Below are 17,444 nucleotides of genomic sequence, written 5' to 3' on the forward strand. Positions count from 1 at the left end.
TGCTGAAGCGCCCTGCCCACAAGTAGGCCCCGCCGCGCGCGTAGCCGCGGACTGGTTCGACCTCGGCTGTTCGCTGCCGACCCGGTTGAGCCGTGACTCTCCACTGCAACTTTCGAACATCATCTCCCCCACCGTCGGCCACCCTATGATTTGCCGATGGCCGTCGACCCAGCCACGACCAGCGCGGAAGCCGCGCACTATCGGGCCCAAGGCTGGTGGTCGGACTCCACTCTGTCGCACCGGGTCGTCGAGAGCGCCGCATCGGTCCCCGACAAAACGGCCTACGTCGATTTCCACCTGGACGGCTCCGACCGCGTCCTGACGTGGTCGCAGTTCGACGCCGCCGCCACCAACCTCGCCGCGCAGCTGCGGGCGCGGGGCGTCAGCCCCGGTGACCGGGTCGCGGTCTGGCATGGCGACACCGCCGCCATCCACGTCCTGTTCGTCGCGATCGAACGCTGCGGCGCGGTGACCGTCGGCCTCGGCGCCCGCGCCGGCGTGCGAGAGGCGACCCACATCGTCGCCACCACCGCACCCTCACTGATCGTCAGCGACGCCGCCCGTTGCGAGCGGGCCGCCACGGTCGCCTCTGACGCGTCCGTGCCGGCGGTCGTCCTCGACGAGTCCGGCGATCTGCACCTCGACACCGTCGCGCCGCCGGCCGCGAACCTGTCGCCCCTCGGGCCCGACGAGCCGTTCCTGATCAATTCCACCTCGGGCACCACCGGCCTGCCCAAGTGTGTCGTCCACACCCAGAACCGCTGGCACTACTTTCACCAGAAGGCGGTGGCCAACGGCGAGCTCACCGCCGACGACGTCTTCCTGCCGGTGATCCCCACACCGTTCGGCTTCGGGCTGTGGACCTCGCACGTCACCCCCATCAGCCTCGGGGCGACGGCCGTGCGCATCGAGCGCTTCGACGCGGCGGCGACATGCGCGGCGGTCGAGCGCTACCGCGCGACGGTGCTGTGCTGTGTCAGCACCCAGCTGATGATGATGCTGGCCAGCGACGCGTCCCGGGTGCACGATCTGAGCAGCCTGCGGGTGGTGTTCACCGGCGGTGAGCCGCTGCCCTACACCCAGGCCGCGCAGTTCGAGGACCTGACCGGTGTGACGATCCTGCAGTTCTACGGGTCCAATGAGACCGGCATGCTCAGCGCGACCACCACCAAGGACTCGCTGCATCACCGGCTGCGGACCGCTGGGCGCATCGTCCCCGAGATGCAGGTACGGCTGTTCGACGGCGACACCGACGTCACCGAAACCGGCCGCGGGCAACCGGTTTGCCGAGGGCCGGCCCTGAGCATGGGCTACCTGGGCGGCGTCGACCACGACAAGCTCTACACCCGCAACGGCTGGATGCGGATGGGCGACATCTGCGAACTGGACACCGAGGGGTATCTGCGTTTGACCGGCCGGACATCGGACTTCATCCTGCGCGGCGGCAAGAACATCAGTGCGGTCGAGGTCGAGGAGGTCGTCGCCACCCACCCCGCCGTCGCCGTGGCCGCGGCGGTCGCCATGCCCGACCCGTTGTTCGGTGAGCGGGTGTGCGTCTACGCCGAACTCAAGGACGGCTACCCGCTGGATCTGCCCGCCCTGGTCGAGCATCTGTTGGGCCAAGGCATGTCCAAGGAACTGTTGCCCGAGCGGCTGGAGATCCTCGACGAACTGCCGCGGTCCTCGGGCGGCAAGATCGCCAAAGGCCAACTTCGCGACCTGATCCGGTCGACACTGGAGCAATCATGAGTACCGAAGGTGAGCGCGAGTGAGGATCGCAATGAGGCACGAGCGAGGACCGGAGCGAGCGGGAACCGAGCGATGAGTACCGAAGAAGTCCGCCGGGGCGGCTTGGGCGTATGGGCGCCGTCGAAGGTGCCCCGCATCGGGGTCGACCTCAGCGACGAGCAGAAGATGGCGATCGCGTTCCGCCACCTCGCCGGCATCGGGTTCGCCGAGAACATGGCCGGCCACATCACCTGGCAGCCCGACGGCCGCACCGACATGTACGTCAACCCCTGGGGCTTGTGGTGGGCCGAACTCACCGCATCCGACATCTGCGTGGTCGACGAGGACGCCCGGGTGGTCCGCGGACGCTGGGACGTCACCCCGGCCATCCACATCCACACCGAGATCCACCGGATCCGCCCCGACGCCCGCGTGGTGATCCACAATCATCCGTACTACGTCAGCCTCATCGCCGCGCTCGGCGTGCTGCCCGAACTCGTGCACCAGACCGGGGCGCTGTTCCTCGACGACATGTACCTGGTCGACAAGTACGACGGTGAGATCGACACCCCATGGCGCGCAGCCGAATTGGCGCAGCAGATCGGATCGGCCAATCTGGTGATCCTCGCCAACCACGGGGTGATCGCCACGGGACACGACCTGGCCGCCGCGGTGTACCGCGCGGTGTCGATCGAGCGGGTGTGCCGGCTGGCCTACGACGTGATGCTGACCGGCCGCACCCCGTCGCAGATGAACCGCGGCGACATGGTCGGTATGCAGGCCTCCCTCATCGAGCGGGCAGCCGACGTGTACTGGGCGGGCGCGGCACGCATGACCATCAAAGCCGACCGCGGCGTACTGGACTGAAGGAGTCTGACCTATGGCGTCCATCGACGAGTTGCAGACGAACCTGAACTTCACCACCGCCAAGACCGGCGCCGACCGGACCGTGACCTTCCTTCCCGACCCACCGCGCGCCAAACGGCACTACACCGTCATCTCCGTCGACGATCACATCGTCGAGCCGCCGGACACCTTCGAGGGACGGGTCCCCCGCAAGTTCGCCGACCGGGCCCCACGGGTGGTCGACACCGACGACGGCGGGCAGACGTGGATGTATGACGGGCAGTCGCTGCCCAACGTCGGATTCAACGCGGTCGTCGGCCGGCCGGTGTCGGAGTACGGGTTCGAGCCGGCCCGGTTCGACGAGATGCGCCGCGGCGCTTGGGATATCCATGCGCGGGTGGCCGACATGGACATCAACGGCATATACGCCTCGCTGAACTTCCCGTCCTTCCTTCCCGGTTTCGCCGGCCAGCGCCTGCAGCAGGTGACCACCGACCGCGACCTGGCGATGGCCTCGGTGCGGGCCTGGAACGACTGGCACCTCGAGGCGTGGGCGGGCCCCTATCCGGAGCGGATCATCCCCTGCCAGCTGCCCTGGCTACTGGACCCCGACGTCGGGGCCAAGATGATCTACGAGAACGCCGAACGCGGCTTTCACGCGGTGACCTTCAGCGAAAACCCGGCGCTGCTGGGGTTTCCGACGATCCACTCCGGTTACTGGGAGCCGATGATGGCGGCCTGCGCGGAGACCGGAACGGTGGTGAACCTGCACATCGGGTCGTCGGGGACGTCACCGTCGACCACCGACGACGCGCCACCCGACGTTGCAGGTGTGCTCTTCTTCGCCTACGCCATCTCCGCGGCGGTGGATTGGCTGTACTCCGGGGTGTGTACCCGGTATCCGGACCTGAAGATCTGCCTGTCTGAGGGTGGAATCGGCTGGGTCGCAGGGCTTCTCGACCGCCTCGACCACATGCTCAGCTATCACGAGATGTACGGCACGTGGAAGGCACTCGGCGAGACCCTGACCCCCGCCGAAGTCTTCACACGGAACTTCTGGTTCTGCGCGGTCGAAGACCAGTCCTCATTCGTCCAGTACGACCGGATCGGCCAGGACAACATCCTGCTCGAGGCGGACTACCCGCACTGCGACTCGACATGGCCGCACACCCAGGAGACCATCCGCCAGCAGATCCACGGCCTGCCTGAGGAGATCATCCGAAAGGTGACGTGGGAGAACGCTTCTCGGCTCTACCAGCATCCGGTGCCGGTGGCCGTGCAGCAGGATCCGGACGCCTACTGAGTGTCGAGCCAGTCCGAGATAGCGCCCACCGCATCACGGAAGAAGATGCGGTAGGGCCGGTCGGCGACGTAGCCGATGTGGGGTGTGGCGAGCACGTTGTCGAGGGTGCGCAGCGGATGCCCGGCCGGCAGCGGTTCAGTGTCGAAGACGTCGAGCGCCGCCCCGGCAATGCTGTGTGACCGCAGGGCCTCGACCAATGCCGCCTCGTCGACGATCGGTCCGCGGGAGGTGTTCACCAGCACGGCGGTCGGCTTCATCTGCGCCAGTTCGGGCGCGCCGACCAGACCGGCGGACCGCTCGCTGAGCTTCATGTGGACGGTGAGCACATCGGCGGTGGCGAACAGCTCGTCCTTGGTGACCAGCGTGGCGCCGGCCTCCTCGGCCGCCTCCGGGGTGAGGTTCTGGCTCCAGGCGACGACCTTCATCCCGAATGCCTCCCCGATGCGCGCGACACGGGTGCCGATGCGGCCCAGACCGAGGACGCCGAGTGTGCGGCCGGCCAGTTCGCGTCCCACCGAGGTCTGCCAGCCGCCGTCGCGCACCGACAGTGACTCGGCGACGAGGTTCCGTGCGGCGGCCAGGACCAGCGCCCAGGTCAGCTCGACGGTGGCGGCCACCGTGCCGCCGGTGGTCCCGACGTGAATGCCGTGGTCCTGGACCGCAGCCATGTCGATCGAGGCGTTGAACGGGCCGGTGGAGGCGATCATCTTCAGCCGGGGCAGACGTTCGATGATGCTGCGCGGCAACGGTGTTCGTTCCCGCATTACGAAGACGACGTCGAAGTCCGCAAGCCGGGCCACCAGTTCATCGGGGTCGGCCAGATGGTCGTTGAAGACCGTGATGTCGGCGCGCTCGGCCACCGATGACCAGTCCGCCGACTGCAGCGCGACGTTCTGATAGTCATCGAGGACCGCGACCTTGACGCGTCCCACCATCCACCTCCGTTTGCGTTCCCGATGCTTCATCCTTGCACCGCCGGGGAACAAGTCCGTGGATGCCGCCGTCAGGTGCGTGCAGAGATGTCGCCTGCGTGACTGAACCGCGCGGCACGCCGGTGAATGCGGTGCTCACGACCGCGGGTCCGTTGCGGCTTGCCGGCTTCGCGGGTCTGCTCGGCGTAGAACCACTTCTTGGTGAATTCGACGAGGACCAGGTAGACCACCACGAACCCGGCGAGCGCGCCGAAGAACTGCAGCGGCAGCGGCGTGAAGCCAAGCGGGCGGGCCAGCGGCGAAATCGTGATCAGCACGCCGACCGCAACCACCGTCAGACTCGTGATGGTCAACGGCACGCTGGCTCGGCTGCGGAAGAACGGCACCCTCCGGGTACGGATGGCGAAGATGATCAACGTCTGGGTGGCAAGGGATTCCACGAACCAACCGGTGCGGAACTCGGTGGCACCGGCGTGCAGCACCCCCAACATCAGACCAAAGGTCAGGAAGTCGAACAGCGAACTGATCGGCCCGAAAACCAGCATGAACCGTCGGATGAACCCAATGTTCCAGTGTGACGGAGCTTGAAGTTGCTCCTGATCGACACGGTCGGTGGGGATCGCCAGTTGCGAGCTGTCGTAGAGCAGGTTGTTGAGCAGGATCTGGCTGGGCAGCATCGGCAGGAACGGCAGTAACGCGGATGCGGCGGCAGCGCTGAACATGTTGCCGAAATTGCTCGAAGTGCCCATCAGCACGTATTTGATGGTGTTGGCGAAAATCCGCCGGCCTTCGGCCACGCCGGTCGCCAGCACGCCGAGATCCTTCTCCAGGAGCACCACATCGGCGGCGTCCTTGGCGACATCGGTGGCGCTCTCCACGGAGATCCCCACGTCGGCGGCGTGCAGCGCCAGCGCGTCGTTGACACCGTCGCCGAGGAATCCCACTGATCGCCCGCTGCGTCGCGCAGAGGTGATCAGCTGGGCTTTCTGCTCCGGGGAGATGCGGGCGAATATCGTGTTGTTCTGCGCGGCGGCGGTGAAATCGTCTGCGCCCAGAGCCTCCAACTGCGCACCGGTCACGGTACCCTTCGACACCAAACCCAAGTCAGCGCAGACCTTCTCGGCAACCCGGGGATTGTCGCCGGTCGCGATCTTCAGCTCGATACCCAAAGCCGCAAGCCGGGCCAGGGACTCGCGCGCGGCGGCCTTGGGCTCGTCGGCGAAGACAACGAAGCCGGCCAGCATCAGATCGGATTCGTCTCCGGTGATCGTCGTCAGTTCGGCGGCAGGTCTGACAGCCACCGCGACAACCCGGCGCCCCGCTGCGAACAATGCGTCCAGGGTGTGCTGCGTCGCTTCCGGCGTGCCCTGGCACCGGACCAGTACCTGCTCGGGCGCCCCCTTGAGCACGAGCACCCGTTTGCCGTTGTCGTCGACCAGCACCGACGTGGCGCGGCGCACGTGGTCGAACGGCACACACGCGATGCGTTGCACGCCGGCGCCCACCACGTCCTTCGCCTGCGGAGACTCCCAGAGCGCGGCATCCAATGGGTTGGCGCCGACCCCGCCCGACTCCGGGTCGACATCGGTGGCCAGCAACCCGAGTCGCAGCACCGAGTCGCTGTGCGCACCAACAGGATCGACCGCGTCGACCAAACTGATGCTGCCCTCGGTGAGAGTGCCGGTCTTGTCGGTGATCAGAATGTCGATATCGCCCAGATCTTCGATACATACCAGGCGCTTCACCAGAACCTTGGCCTTGGCGAGTTGCCGCGAACCGGTCGCCAGGCTGGCACTGACCACCGCGGGCAGCAGTTGTGGTGTGATTCCCACCGCGATCGCCAGCGAGAACAGCACCGAATCGATCACCGGCTTACGCAGTAGGAGGTTGCTGACCAAGATCAGCACCGTCAACGCGATCGCGACTTGCAACAACAGATAGGAGAACTTGCGCAGCCCGGCCTGAAAGTCGGTTTCGGGCTGGCGTTCACCCAACCCGGCTGCGATGCGGCCGAACTCGGCGTTTCGGCCGGTGGCGTACACCACCCCGGTTCCCTCGCCCCCGCTGACGATCGTGCCCATGAACGCCAGATCGTCGGACTCGGCCAATTCAGCTCCGGCGGCCACCGGTTGGGCCGATTTCTCCGAGCCCATCGATTCCCCGGTCAAGATGCTCTCGTTGCATTCCAGACCGTTGACCTCGATCAGGCGGATGTCCGCGGGGACGACCTCGCCCAGCGACAGCCGAATCACGTCACCGGGCACGAGTTCGGTGACATCGACGGAGACGAATGCCCCGTCGCGCCGCGCGACCGCGGTGTGACGCACCCCCGAGTGCAGCGCAGCGGCCGCCCGCTCGGCGCGGTACTCGTTGATGAAACCCAGGCCAATGCTGGCCGCGAGAATCACCCCGATGATGATCGCTTGCAGGCTGTCGCCGAGAAAGTACGAGACCACGGCCGTTGCCGCCAGCAGGATCAGGACAGCGCTGCGCAGCTGACGCCCCAGTACTGCGAACGCGTTGACATGATGGGTTCGGACGGCGTTCGGGCCGTACCGTGCCCGTCGGGCGGACACCTCGGCGCTCGACAGTCCCCCGGCAGAGCTGTCCAACCAGCCCAGGACCTCATCAGCCGCGGCCGAGGCGACCCGCCCTGCGGTCAGGGTGTCGGTCAGTGCGGAGTCCGGTGCTTTCGGAATTATCGGCACGGCACTACTCCGCTCCCGCTGATCGAAGGCTCACGTCGCGACACCCACCGGACCTTCTTCGTCGTCTTCGCTGTCACGCAGAGCATTCTGACGTGGCAGGGTGGGCGACCTATAGGGCTGAAAGCCACCAATGCGGTTGCTCTCAACCGGCGCTGCGAGCAGGACGATCGGCGCGCTCGTTGTAGAGCCAGCCGCGGACGATGTGCTCGACGAGGATCGGAACGAAGGCCTGTATCGGCGCATCCCGGAACTGATCGGCAGCTTCGATGACCCACCGGGAGATCAGCTCGGCTTGCCCGGGGCGGCCGGTGGTGCCGGGCAGCCGGGCAAGCCTCATGGCGACTTCGTCGAGCGAGTTGGCAACCGCCGCCTGGGCGTTGATCGCGGAGACGCCGTTGTCGCGCCCGTCCGAGTGATCAGTGGCAGCACTCACCATCAGCTGGACCGCCGAGGCATCCTCGGTATCGGGCGGCACAACGCGCAGCGTGACGCGCCTGCCACTGTCATCGACGACGACCAACGTCGGCGGGCCCGATGAGACAAAGCCCTGCAAGTGCACCACGCGCTCGGCCAGGTCGAGGTGGTCCGGGACGACAGTCCAGGCGCCGCGCCGATAGCCGATGAGTACGACCGGACCAAGTTGCGCAGACAACTCGGCGAGCAACCCGGGCAGCTCAACCGCCAGCTCGGTGGAACGGGGCCACCAGGCTCCGTCCAAGTAGGGCTCAGCCGGTCCGCTCGGATTGAGCTGGAGTCGCGTGGACCTATCGAAAGTGGGGTTGCCTGCGAGACCTGATGAGTGGGCGGTGTTCGGGTTCGGCGTCATGCGGCTACTCCGTAACCCGGTCAACAAATGGCCGGGAAGACGACGGGAACGTATCGGCGAGACCGCGAGTCATTTCCCGGCTCGTTGCACTGAAGACTAGCCCGCCGGGGTGGACGGCACGTGAACGGAAACCTCATGCCCGCGCCAAGAGGTGAGCAGCACCTTCAACGCTCCGGTGTCGGCGGCGTTGGCGAACACATCGTAGGCGCGCTCGAACTCGTCGAAGCCGAATCGGTGGGTGACCATCGGTGTGGTGTCGAGCCGCTGACTGGCGACCAGTCCGATCAGCGTCGGAGTCGAGTATGTGTCCACCAGGCCGGTGGTGATGGTGAGGTTCTTGATCCAGATGTCTTCCAGATGCAGAGTCGCCGGCGCCCCGTGCACACCGATGTTGGCGACGTGACCGCCGGGACGGACCAGCCGCACCGCCTGTTCGAACGTCTGAGGAAGCCCGACCGCCTCCATCGTCACGTCTGCTCCCAGTCCCCCGGTCAGCTGCCCGATGACGAGCGCCGGATCATCGCGGCCACTGTTGACCACGGTGTCGGCGCCGAACTTGCGCGCCGCCTCCAGCCGGGAGTCGGCCAGATCGATCGCCACGATGTGCGCGGGGCTGAACAGTCGAGCGGTCATGATCGCAGCCAGCCCGATGGGCCCCGCACCGATGATCGCGACGGTGTCGGCGGGACGGACACCGCCATTGAGCACTCCCACTTCATAAGCTGTCGGCAGGATGTCGGCAAGGACGATCATCTGCTCGTCGGTGACCCCGTCGGGAACCTTGTAGGTGGAGTTGTCCGCGAACGGAACCCGCACCAACTCGGCTTGGGTCCCGTCGATCAGATGGCCGAGGATCCAGCCACCGCCACCGAGGCACTGCCCGTAGCTGCCGTCGCGGCAGTATCGGCAGCTTCCGCACGACGAGACACACGACACCAGCACCCGGTCGCCAACGGCGAGCTTCTGCACCGACGAACCCACCTCGGTAACAGTGCCGACAGCCTCGTGGCCGAGGATCCGGCCCGCGGTCACCTCCGGCAGGTCGCCGCCGAGGATGTGCAGATCGGTGCCGCAGATTGTGACAGCGTCAACCCGCACTACGGCGTCGGTCGGTTCGTGAATTCTGGCGTCGGGCACAGTTTCCCACGAACGACGCCCCGGACCGTGATACACAAGCGCCTTCATGATCGTCGTGCCTCGTCCGTTGTGCCCGTCGGCTGGCGCCCACGCGACCAGCGACCGAGGAGCGGAATTCGATTGGGGTGCGTCGTGGGCTCGGCCGAGGCCACCGCAGTGCCGGGGTCCCTGCCGGAGCGCTGCTGCTCCAGCAGCAGGTCCCGGTCGCGGTTGAGGAACGCGGACTCCTGCTGCGAGCGCCTGAGTTCGACTCGGGCGTCCCGGCCACGCTGCGCAGTGCGCCGGGCACCGGCCAGCAATACGCTCAGTCCGAGCATCGCTAGCGCGCCGACCGCGATCCCGAACAAGAACAACGTGCCGGTCGAACCCGTGACGTGATAGCCGAGCACCGAGAAGTTCCCGGTCAGCGGATGGTCGGGTCCGGCGTTGGCCAGGACGCCGGTGATCGCCACGATCCCGGCGACAGCCAGAATCACCAATCCGACGATGACGATCACGGCGCACTCCCCGTTCTATTGCCCACTGCCGCAACCGGTTCCGGCACGGTGATCGGCGGCTGTGGCTGCGGCTCCGGCTCGCCCGCGGCAGCGCCCTCACGAGCCAGGAATGCACCGAGTTCGGCGATGGTCGACATCAAGGGAGCGGGAAAGACGACGGTGGTGTTCTTGTCGACGCCGAGCTCGACGAGGGTCTGCAGGTTGCGCAACTGCAGCGCCAGGGGGTGCGCCATCATGGTGTCCGAAGCGTCCCCCAACGCCGCGGCTGCCAAGGACTCACCTTCAGCGTTGATGATCTTCGCGCGCTTCTCCCGTTCAGCCTCCGCCTGGCGCGCCATCGCCCGCTTCATACTGTCGGGCAGCTGAATGTCCTTGAGCTCCACCAGCGTGACCTGCACACCCCATTCGATGGTGGTGACGTCGAGGATGTCTTGGATGTCCAGGTTGATCTTGTTGGTCTCCGAGAGTGTCTCGTCCAGAGTGTGCTGGCCGACCACCTTTCGCAGCGTGGTTTGCGCGATCTGGTCGATCGCCGCGTGCACGTTCTCGATCGCGACAACGGACTTCACCGCATCGACCACTTTGAAGTAAGCCACCGCCGACACGTCGACACTGACGTTATCGCGCGTGATAATGCCCTGGGATTGGATCGGCATCGTCACGATCCGAAGCGAAATACGATGCAGCACATCGACAAACGGAATAATGACGCGCAGCCCCGGGGCGCGCTCCCCGACCACGCGGCCCAACCGGAACAGCACCCCGACCTCGTACTGCTTGACGATGCGCACCGACATGGCAGCGGCCAACAACAGCACGACAACCACAACACTGAGGACCAACACGAGCGTTGTCATCGCCGACCACCCCTCGAATCGGTCGGCAATGCGCAGCGTGATCGTGCAGAACAGACGGAGACAATACCGAGTGAATTGATCATGGTGATCCCGACGTCGAGACGATCACCGGCGCGTCACGGCTCGGAGCCAAAGCTCCTCAAGTTCTGCGGCGGACAGCCGAACTAATCCCGGACCAGCTGACATTCTCAGCCAGGTCCAACGCTACACCCCCTCGATGAGCGCCGCCTATTTGTCGCCGAGCACTGGCCCGATCAGCACCCGAAATCCAGTCTTAGGCAGGGGACGCCGATCGCCCTACCGTGCGCAGTCAAGGCGAATATGTTGCGCACCAGTGCCATCGGGGGCATCAGATTTGAGCTCATCACGCGGTGGCCGGATTCGCAGCCTCCCCCCTTTGCGCCATAAGTATCCTTACGCGTCGGTCGGGTACCGCGGCCGTGGGTGCACAGAGGTTTCGGAGAAAGCTAGCGTCCGGTCAACGCGGTAGATCGCGCCCGCGGGGTGTAGCGTCGGGAACGGTTGAGCCCCACAGCCAGTCCGGGATGAGGGCAGCTGTCCGCCGCTGTCTTCTGATGAGCAGCCGCTCGCGTGATGAGCAGCCGCTCGCGCCGGACCTTCAGGTGATAACGGCAAGCACTGGTAAGCACAATGGATATCTGCCCGCCGTCAACCCCATTGACGTTCACGGTGCGCCGGCGTCGTGCGCCCTTTCGGCACGCTCCCCACGGATGCGGATTGACGCGATGACCACTGACACGCCGTCGCCCGCTGCGAGCACCACCGAACCGGAGACCGGTTTTAAATCGGCGCCGCTAGCCCAGGTCGAGAAGCAACTCGGTTATTCGCCAGACGGGCTCACCACAGCTGAGTCGGCGAAGCGGTTGGCTCAATACGGGCCCAACGAGATCGCAGAGCACAAGACCAACCCGCTGTTGAAGTTCCTCAGCTATTTCTGGGGTCCGATCCCTTGGATGATCGAGATCGCCGTCATCCTGTCGGGCGCGGTCGGGCACTGGCCGGATTTCTTCATCATCCTGCTGTTGCTACTGGCCAACGGCGTGGTCGGCTACACCGAGGAACGCCAAGCCGGCAACGCCATCGAGGCGCTGAAAGCCAAGCTGGCCATCAACGCCCGCGTCATCCGCGCCGGCGCATGGATCACCGCGCCGTCGCGCGAATTGGTACCCGGTGATGTCATCCGGCTGCGCCTGGGTGACATTGTTCCCGCCGACGCCCGGCTGCTCGACGGCGACGAGATCGAGGTCGATCAGTCCGCGCTGACCGGGGAGTCGCTGCCCGCCACCCGCACCGCGGGTGCGGCGGTGTTCTCCGGGTCCATCGTCCGGCAGGGCGAGATCGATGCCCTGGTCTATGCCACCGGCGCCAACACCTACTTCGGCAAGACCGCCGAATTGGTGACCGACGCACACACTGTCAGCCACTTCCAGCGTGCCGTGCTCAAGATCGGCAACTACCTGATCATCCTGGCGGTCGCTCTGGTCGCGGTCATCATCGTCGCCTCGCTGCTGCGCGGTAACGCGATCCTGACCACCCTCCAGTTCGCGCTGGTCCTGACCGTGGCGGCGATCCCGGTGGCGATGCCGACCGTGCTGTCGGTGACCATGGCCGTCGGGGCGCGGCTGCTGGCCAAGAAACAGGCCATCGTCAGCCGGCTGGTCGCCATCGAGGAACTCGCCGGCGTCGACGTGCTGTGCGCGGACAAGACCGGCACCCTGACCCAGAATGCCTTGACGTTGGGCACCCCGTTTGCCATCGACGGTGTCACGGCGGCGACCGTAATCCTCGATGCCGCGTTGGCCTCCCGCGCCGACAACGACGACCCGATCGACCGCGCTGTGCTCGGCGGTCTCGACGACGCGGCGGCCCTGCAGGGGTATACGGTCACCCACTTCGCACCGTTCGACCCGGTGCACAAACGCACCGAGGCCAGCGTCACCGCCGCCGATGGGACGACGTTTCGGGTCACCAAGGGCGCCCCTCAAGTCATCCTGGCGTTGGTCGCTAACGCCGCACAGATCACTGCCGCCGTCGACGCCGCCGTCAACGATTTCGCCGAACGCGGCTTCCGTTCCCTGGGCGTGGCCCGCGCCGAAGGAAGCGGCGATTGGCAGTTCGTCGGTGCCCTGCCGTTGTTCGATCCACCCCGTGAGGACGCGGCAGCCACGATCGCCACCGCGCGAGACATGGGCGTCGCCGTCAAGATGGTGACCGGTGATGCGCTGGCTATCGCCAGGGAAACCGCCGCGAAGGTCGGGTTGGGGACCGACATCCTCGATGCCACCGGCCTGGGCGATACCAAGAAGGACGAATCGGCGGCGGCGGCTAAATCGATCGAGGCCGCCGACGGCTTCGCCCAGGTCTTTCCGGAGCACAAATACCACATCGTCGATGTCCTGCAGAAGCTCGGCCACATCGTCGGGATGACCGGCGACGGGGTCAACGACGCACCCGCATTGAAGAAGGCGGACTGCGGCATCGCCGTGTCCGGGGCCACCGACGCCGCCCGGGCGGCCGCCGACATAGTCCTGCTGACCCCGGGGCTGTCGGTGATCATCGACGCAATCAAAGAGAGCCGCAAGATCTTTCAGCGGATGAACAGCTACGCGATCTACCGCATCGCCGAAACGCTGCGGGTGCTGCTGTTCATGACTACCGCAATCCTGGTGTTCAACTTCTACCCGCTGACCGCGATCATGATCGTGATGCTCGCGCTGCTCAACGACGGCGCCATCCTGTCGATCGCCTACGACAAGGTTCACTACCGCAACGAGCCTGAGGCGTGGAACATGCCACTGGTGCTCGGGATCTCCACCGTGCTGGGCGTGCTGGGCCCGATCGCCGCGTTCGGCCTCTTCTATCTGGGTGACCGCGTCTTCGACCTCGGCCATCCGCGCGTGCAGACCCTGATGTATCTCATGTTGTCCGTCGCCGGGCACCTCACCATATTTCTCACCCGTACCCGCGGACCTTTCTGGTCCATCCGCCCCGCCCGGATCCTGTTGATCGCCGTCTTCGGTACTCAGGCCATCGCCACATTCATCGCCGTCTACGGACTGTTCATGACTCCACTGGGCTGGAAGTGGGCCGGGTTGGTCTGGGCATACGCCCTGGTGTGGTTCCTCGTCAGCGACGGCGTGAAACTCCTCGCTTACCGCATCCTGGAACCGGTGAGAAACCAAGGAGACCGGGCCGAACCTTGCGCGGCCATCGGTGGTGGGTGACAGCGGTCGCCGAAGGACGGATATCTGACATCACCAGGAGGCGACATTGTCGGTGCAATGGAAAGAGTTGGCGAAGGCTACCCGGGTCTCAGCGGGGTCCACGGTGGACCTGGTCGGGGACTTCGATCCTGGCCGCCGCGACGAGCAACTGGGAAGAGATGCCGGCACTGCCGCCCTGGCTGAGGCGGAGGCGGAGCTGCTGGATCTGCAGGACCGCTTCTTCGCCCAGGCCGACCGGTCGCTGTTGATCGTTCTTCAAGGCATCGACGCGGCCGGCAAGGACGGCACGATCAAGCACGTCATGAGCGGTCTGAATCCCGAGGGGGTCGATGTGTACAGCTTCAAGGCGCCCTCGGCCACCGAGCGGGCCCACGACTATCTGTGGCGCCACCAGACCGCGCTGCCGGAACTGGGGCGGATCGCTGTGTTCAACCGGTCCCACTACGAGAACGTGCTCGTCACCCGTGTGCACCCGGAGTTGTTGTGGCCCCGCACCGCGGCGCTCGTCTCAGAGGACCTGTGGCAGCGGCGGTATCGCGACATCAACGATTGGGAGCGCTACCTCACCGACAACGGGACCATCATCGTCAAGCTGTTCCTCAACTTGTCCAAGGGTGAACAGGAACGCCGGTTCCTGGCGCGCATCGACGAACCCGAGAAGAACTGGAAGTTCTCCGCCGCAGATCTGCGGGAGCGGGCGTTCTGGGACGACTACCAGCGGGCCTTTGGCGACATGCTCAGCCACACCAGCACCGACTGGGCGCCCTGGCATGTGATCCCAGCCGACCACAAATGGTTCAGCCACTTGTCGACCTCCTCGGTGCTGCTGGATACCCTACGGGATCTCAACCCGCACTATCCGCAGGTCGACGACACCGCCAAAGCCGAACTGGCGCAGGCAAAGAAGCAACTTCTGGGCACTGATGTCAACTCGGCGACGCAGTCGCCGTCATGACCGAAGGTCTGCCCGAGAAAACTCCGGGGGACATCAACGCCGCACGGTCGGTATACCGAACCGACAGCGAGGTCCGCGTGAACGTGTCGTCCGTCGCACCCGAACGGTGCGAGATGATCGCGCCCAGAAGTGGACTCGCAGCCGCGGTCTTTCCAGCGCGGGCCTCGGTTGACTATTGGCACGCCAGGGAGTTGGCTAAGAGGTGCTGAACCAGCCGGCCTGGATCGGGTTCGTTTGCGCGCTGCGCGCCGCGGCCCCGGGAGCAATCCGCTCACCGCCCAGAATTCATTCGGGTATTGAAAATCATCTCGGCGGTACCGCCAATCGCCAAGCCGCACTGGGCTTTCCGGTTGTGTCGAGCCGCCCGTCCCAACTCGGAGGTATCACCGGTATGACCGTCCTTACAACGATCCGACACCCCGGATGCCTGCTCAAGGAGCTGGACCTCGACAAGAACGAATTCCTCGCCCTGCTCGACGGGGCGGCCGAACTCAAGCGCGCCAAACAGGCCGGGGTTGAGACGCCCAAGCTCACAGGCAAGAACCTCGCCTTGATCTTCGAGAAGGCCTCCACCCGCACGCGATGCGCATTCGAGGTCGCCGCGCACGATCAGGGGGCACACGTCACCTACCTCGGACCCGAGGGCTCGCACATTGGCAAGGAGGAGTCCATCGCGGACACCGCCCGGGTGTTGGGCCGAATGTTCGACGGTATCGCATTTCGCGGCTTCACTCAGGCCTCCGTCGAGGAACTGGCCGACGACTCCGGGGTACCGGTCTGGAACGGGCTGACCAACGAGTGGCACCCGACCCAGATGCTCGCCGACATCTTGTCCATGACCGAACACCATCGAGGTCCGCTCGAGCAGATCGCCTACTGCTTCCTCGGCGACGGCCGCAACAACGTAGCCCGCTCCCTGCTGGTGACCGGTGCACTGTTGGGCATGGATGTCCGGATCGCCGCACCACGGGAGCTGTGGCCACCCCGCGACGTCGTCGACGCCGCTCACGTGCTGGCCGCCGGCAGCGGCGCCCGGCTACTGGTGACCGACGACGTCGAAACCGGTGTCCACGGCGCCGATTTCGTCTACACCGACGTGTGGGTCAGTATGGGCGAGTCCACCGAGGAGTGGGCCAGCCGCGTGCCGCTGTTGCTGCCCTATCGGGTGACCAAACAGGTCATGCTGGCAACAGGGCGATCCGGGACGAAGTTCATGCACTGCCTGCCCTCGATTCACAACGCCGACACTGATCTCGGGCGCCGACTTCGCGACGAGTTCCAGCTCGTCGGCGCTGAAGTCACCGAGGACGTCTTCGAATCGCCCGCCTCGATCGTCTTCGACCAGGCGGCGAACCGGATGCCCACCATCAAGGCGGTCATGACCCGAGCGTTCGGTGGGTGACCGGTGCGGATCGTGATCGCCCTGGGAGGCAACGCCCTGCTTGCGCGTGGGGAGAAGCCGGACGCCGGCATCCAGCTGACGCACGTGCGGATCGCCGCCCAGGCGATCGCGCCGTTGGCAGCCAACCACGATCTGCTCATCTGCCACGGCAACGGCCCGCAGGTCGGAATGCTGGCGTTGGAAAGCGAAACCGACCGCTCCCTGACCCGCCCCTACCCGCTCGATGACCTCGTCGCGCAGACCCAGGGAATGATCGGCTATTGGCTGGCACAGGCCCTGCGCAACGCGGGGGTGCGCAAGCCGGTCGTGGGCCTTGTCACCCAGACGCTGGTCGATTCGGCCGACCCGGCGTTCGCCGTCCCGACCAAGTTCGTCGGGCCCGGCTACCCGCGGGATCGGGCCCAGGAGTTGGCCGACGAGCACGGCTGGACGATCGCCGCCGACGCGGACCAGTGGCGGCGGGTCGTGGCCTCACCCGAACCGCGCCACATCATCGAGCAGCACTCCATCACCGAGCTGCTGAATACCGGAGCCGTAGTGATCGCCGGCGGCGGTGGCGGCGCGCCGGTCACCGAAGACACCACCGGTGCGCTCACCGGTGTCGAGGCAGTCGTCGACAAGGACTACGTCGCAGCATTGCTGGGCATCGCCGTCGGCGCTCATCGCTTGCTGGTGCTGACCGACGTCGCCGGCGTCATGCTCGACTACGGCACGCCACAAGCCAAGCAATTGACCGAGATTGATCTGCACGAGCTGGGGACCATGCAGTTCCCCTCCGGGTCAATGGGGCCCAAGATCGAGGCCTGCCGCCGGTTCGTCGCCGCGACCGGACAGCCGGCCACCATCGGCGCCCTGGATGCCACAGAGGACTTGTTCGACGGCAGCGCCGGCACCACGATCACCCCAACGCGGCATTCGCGCTCACCGCAACCTGCGGAGGGCACCCGACACCACTACTACTGACCGGCAGACCCGCCGACCAGGTTACTAACCATCCATGGAGGAGGA

The 17,444-nt window shown here is 65.9% G+C and carries 13 protein-coding genes; 7 read left to right on the plus strand and 6 right to left on the minus strand.

Annotated elements, in window-relative coordinates; all coding sequences use genetic code 11:
• The first annotated feature begins 156 nt into the window (after positions 1 to 156).
• The 3 genes from HBE64_RS16910 to HBE64_RS16920 all read left to right on the plus strand — a co-directional run bounded on the left by HBE64_RS16910 (position 157) and on the right by HBE64_RS16920 (position 3,877).
• Entirely contained in the window at positions 157 to 1,749 is a 1,593-nt protein-coding gene (locus HBE64_RS16910) for a class I adenylate-forming enzyme family protein (RefSeq protein ID WP_167104563.1), read from the plus strand.
• Between the two features lie 72 nt (positions 1,750 to 1,821).
• Positions 1,822 to 2,595: a class II aldolase/adducin family protein gene (locus HBE64_RS16915; RefSeq protein WP_167104565.1), complete on the plus strand. Its 774-nt coding sequence runs from the start codon at positions 1,822 to 1,824 to the stop codon at positions 2,593 to 2,595.
• Between the two features lie 13 nt (positions 2,596 to 2,608).
• Positions 2,609 to 3,877: an amidohydrolase family protein gene (locus tag HBE64_RS16920; protein WP_167104567.1), complete on the plus strand. Its 1,269-nt coding sequence runs from the start codon at positions 2,609 to 2,611 to the stop codon at positions 3,875 to 3,877.
• Here HBE64_RS16920 and HBE64_RS16925 read toward each other — a convergent pair.
• The 6 genes from HBE64_RS16925 to HBE64_RS16950 form a co-directional block, all read right to left on the minus strand.
• Positions 3,871 to 4,812: a D-2-hydroxyacid dehydrogenase family protein gene (locus HBE64_RS16925; protein WP_167104569.1), complete on the minus strand. Its 942-nt coding sequence runs from the start codon at positions 4,810 to 4,812 to the stop codon at positions 3,871 to 3,873. The two genes, HBE64_RS16920 and HBE64_RS16925, sit on opposite strands and share 7 nt — an antisense overlap.
• A gap of 68 nt (positions 4,813 to 4,880) precedes the next feature.
• Positions 4,881 to 7,517: a magnesium-translocating P-type ATPase gene (mgtA, locus tag HBE64_RS16930; RefSeq protein ID WP_371743996.1), complete on the minus strand. Its 2,637-nt coding sequence runs from the start codon at positions 7,515 to 7,517 to the stop codon at positions 4,881 to 4,883.
• A 142-nt stretch (positions 7,518 to 7,659) separates the two neighbouring features.
• Entirely contained in the window at positions 7,660 to 8,343 is a 684-nt protein-coding gene (locus HBE64_RS16935) for a DUF5994 family protein (RefSeq protein ID WP_167104572.1), read from the minus strand.
• Positions 8,344 to 8,439: 96 nt separating this feature from the next.
• Complete coding sequence (locus tag HBE64_RS16940) at positions 8,440 to 9,528, minus strand: zinc-dependent alcohol dehydrogenase family protein (protein ID WP_167104574.1); 1,089 nt, start codon at positions 9,526 to 9,528, stop codon at positions 8,440 to 8,442.
• Positions 9,525 to 9,977, minus strand: a complete 453-nt coding sequence (locus HBE64_RS16945; protein ID WP_167104577.1) for a hypothetical protein — start codon at positions 9,975 to 9,977, stop codon at positions 9,525 to 9,527. Before HBE64_RS16945 ends, HBE64_RS16940 begins: the two co-directional genes overlap by 4 nt.
• Positions 9,974 to 10,834 (minus strand): slipin family protein, encoded by an 861-nt coding sequence (locus HBE64_RS16950; protein ID WP_167104579.1) that lies wholly within the window; start codon positions 10,832 to 10,834, stop codon positions 9,974 to 9,976. The genes HBE64_RS16945 and HBE64_RS16950 overlap by 4 nt, the downstream gene beginning before the upstream one ends.
• Positions 10,835 to 11,580: 746 nt before the next feature.
• Between HBE64_RS16950 and HBE64_RS16955 the strand changes: the two genes are divergently transcribed.
• From HBE64_RS16955 to HBE64_RS16970, 4 genes are all read left to right on the plus strand, one after another.
• Entirely contained in the window at positions 11,581 to 14,079 is a 2,499-nt protein-coding gene (locus HBE64_RS16955) for a plasma-membrane proton-efflux P-type ATPase (RefSeq protein ID WP_167104581.1), read from the plus strand.
• Positions 14,080 to 14,146: 67 nt separating this feature from the next.
• A complete protein-coding gene (locus tag HBE64_RS16960; RefSeq protein ID WP_243841351.1) occupies positions 14,147 to 15,034 on the plus strand; it encodes a polyphosphate kinase 2 family protein in 888 nt (295 codons plus the stop codon).
• Between the two features lie 391 nt (positions 15,035 to 15,425).
• Positions 15,426 to 16,436, plus strand: coding sequence for an ornithine carbamoyltransferase (gene argF / locus HBE64_RS16965; protein ID WP_167104585.1), 1,011 nt, complete (start codon positions 15,426 to 15,428; stop codon positions 16,434 to 16,436).
• A 12-nt stretch (positions 16,437 to 16,448) separates the two neighbouring features.
• Positions 16,449 to 17,399 carry a carbamate kinase gene (locus HBE64_RS16970; protein WP_243841352.1) on the plus strand — a complete coding sequence of 317 codons (951 nt, stop codon included), beginning with the start codon at positions 16,449 to 16,451 and terminating at the stop codon, positions 17,397 to 17,399.
• Positions 17,400 to 17,444 lie beyond the last annotated feature (45 nt).

The sequence above is a fragment of the Mycobacterium sp. DL592 genome, from assembly GCF_011694515.1.
Taxonomy (GTDB): Bacteria; Actinomycetota; Actinomycetes; order Mycobacteriales; family Mycobacteriaceae; genus Mycobacterium.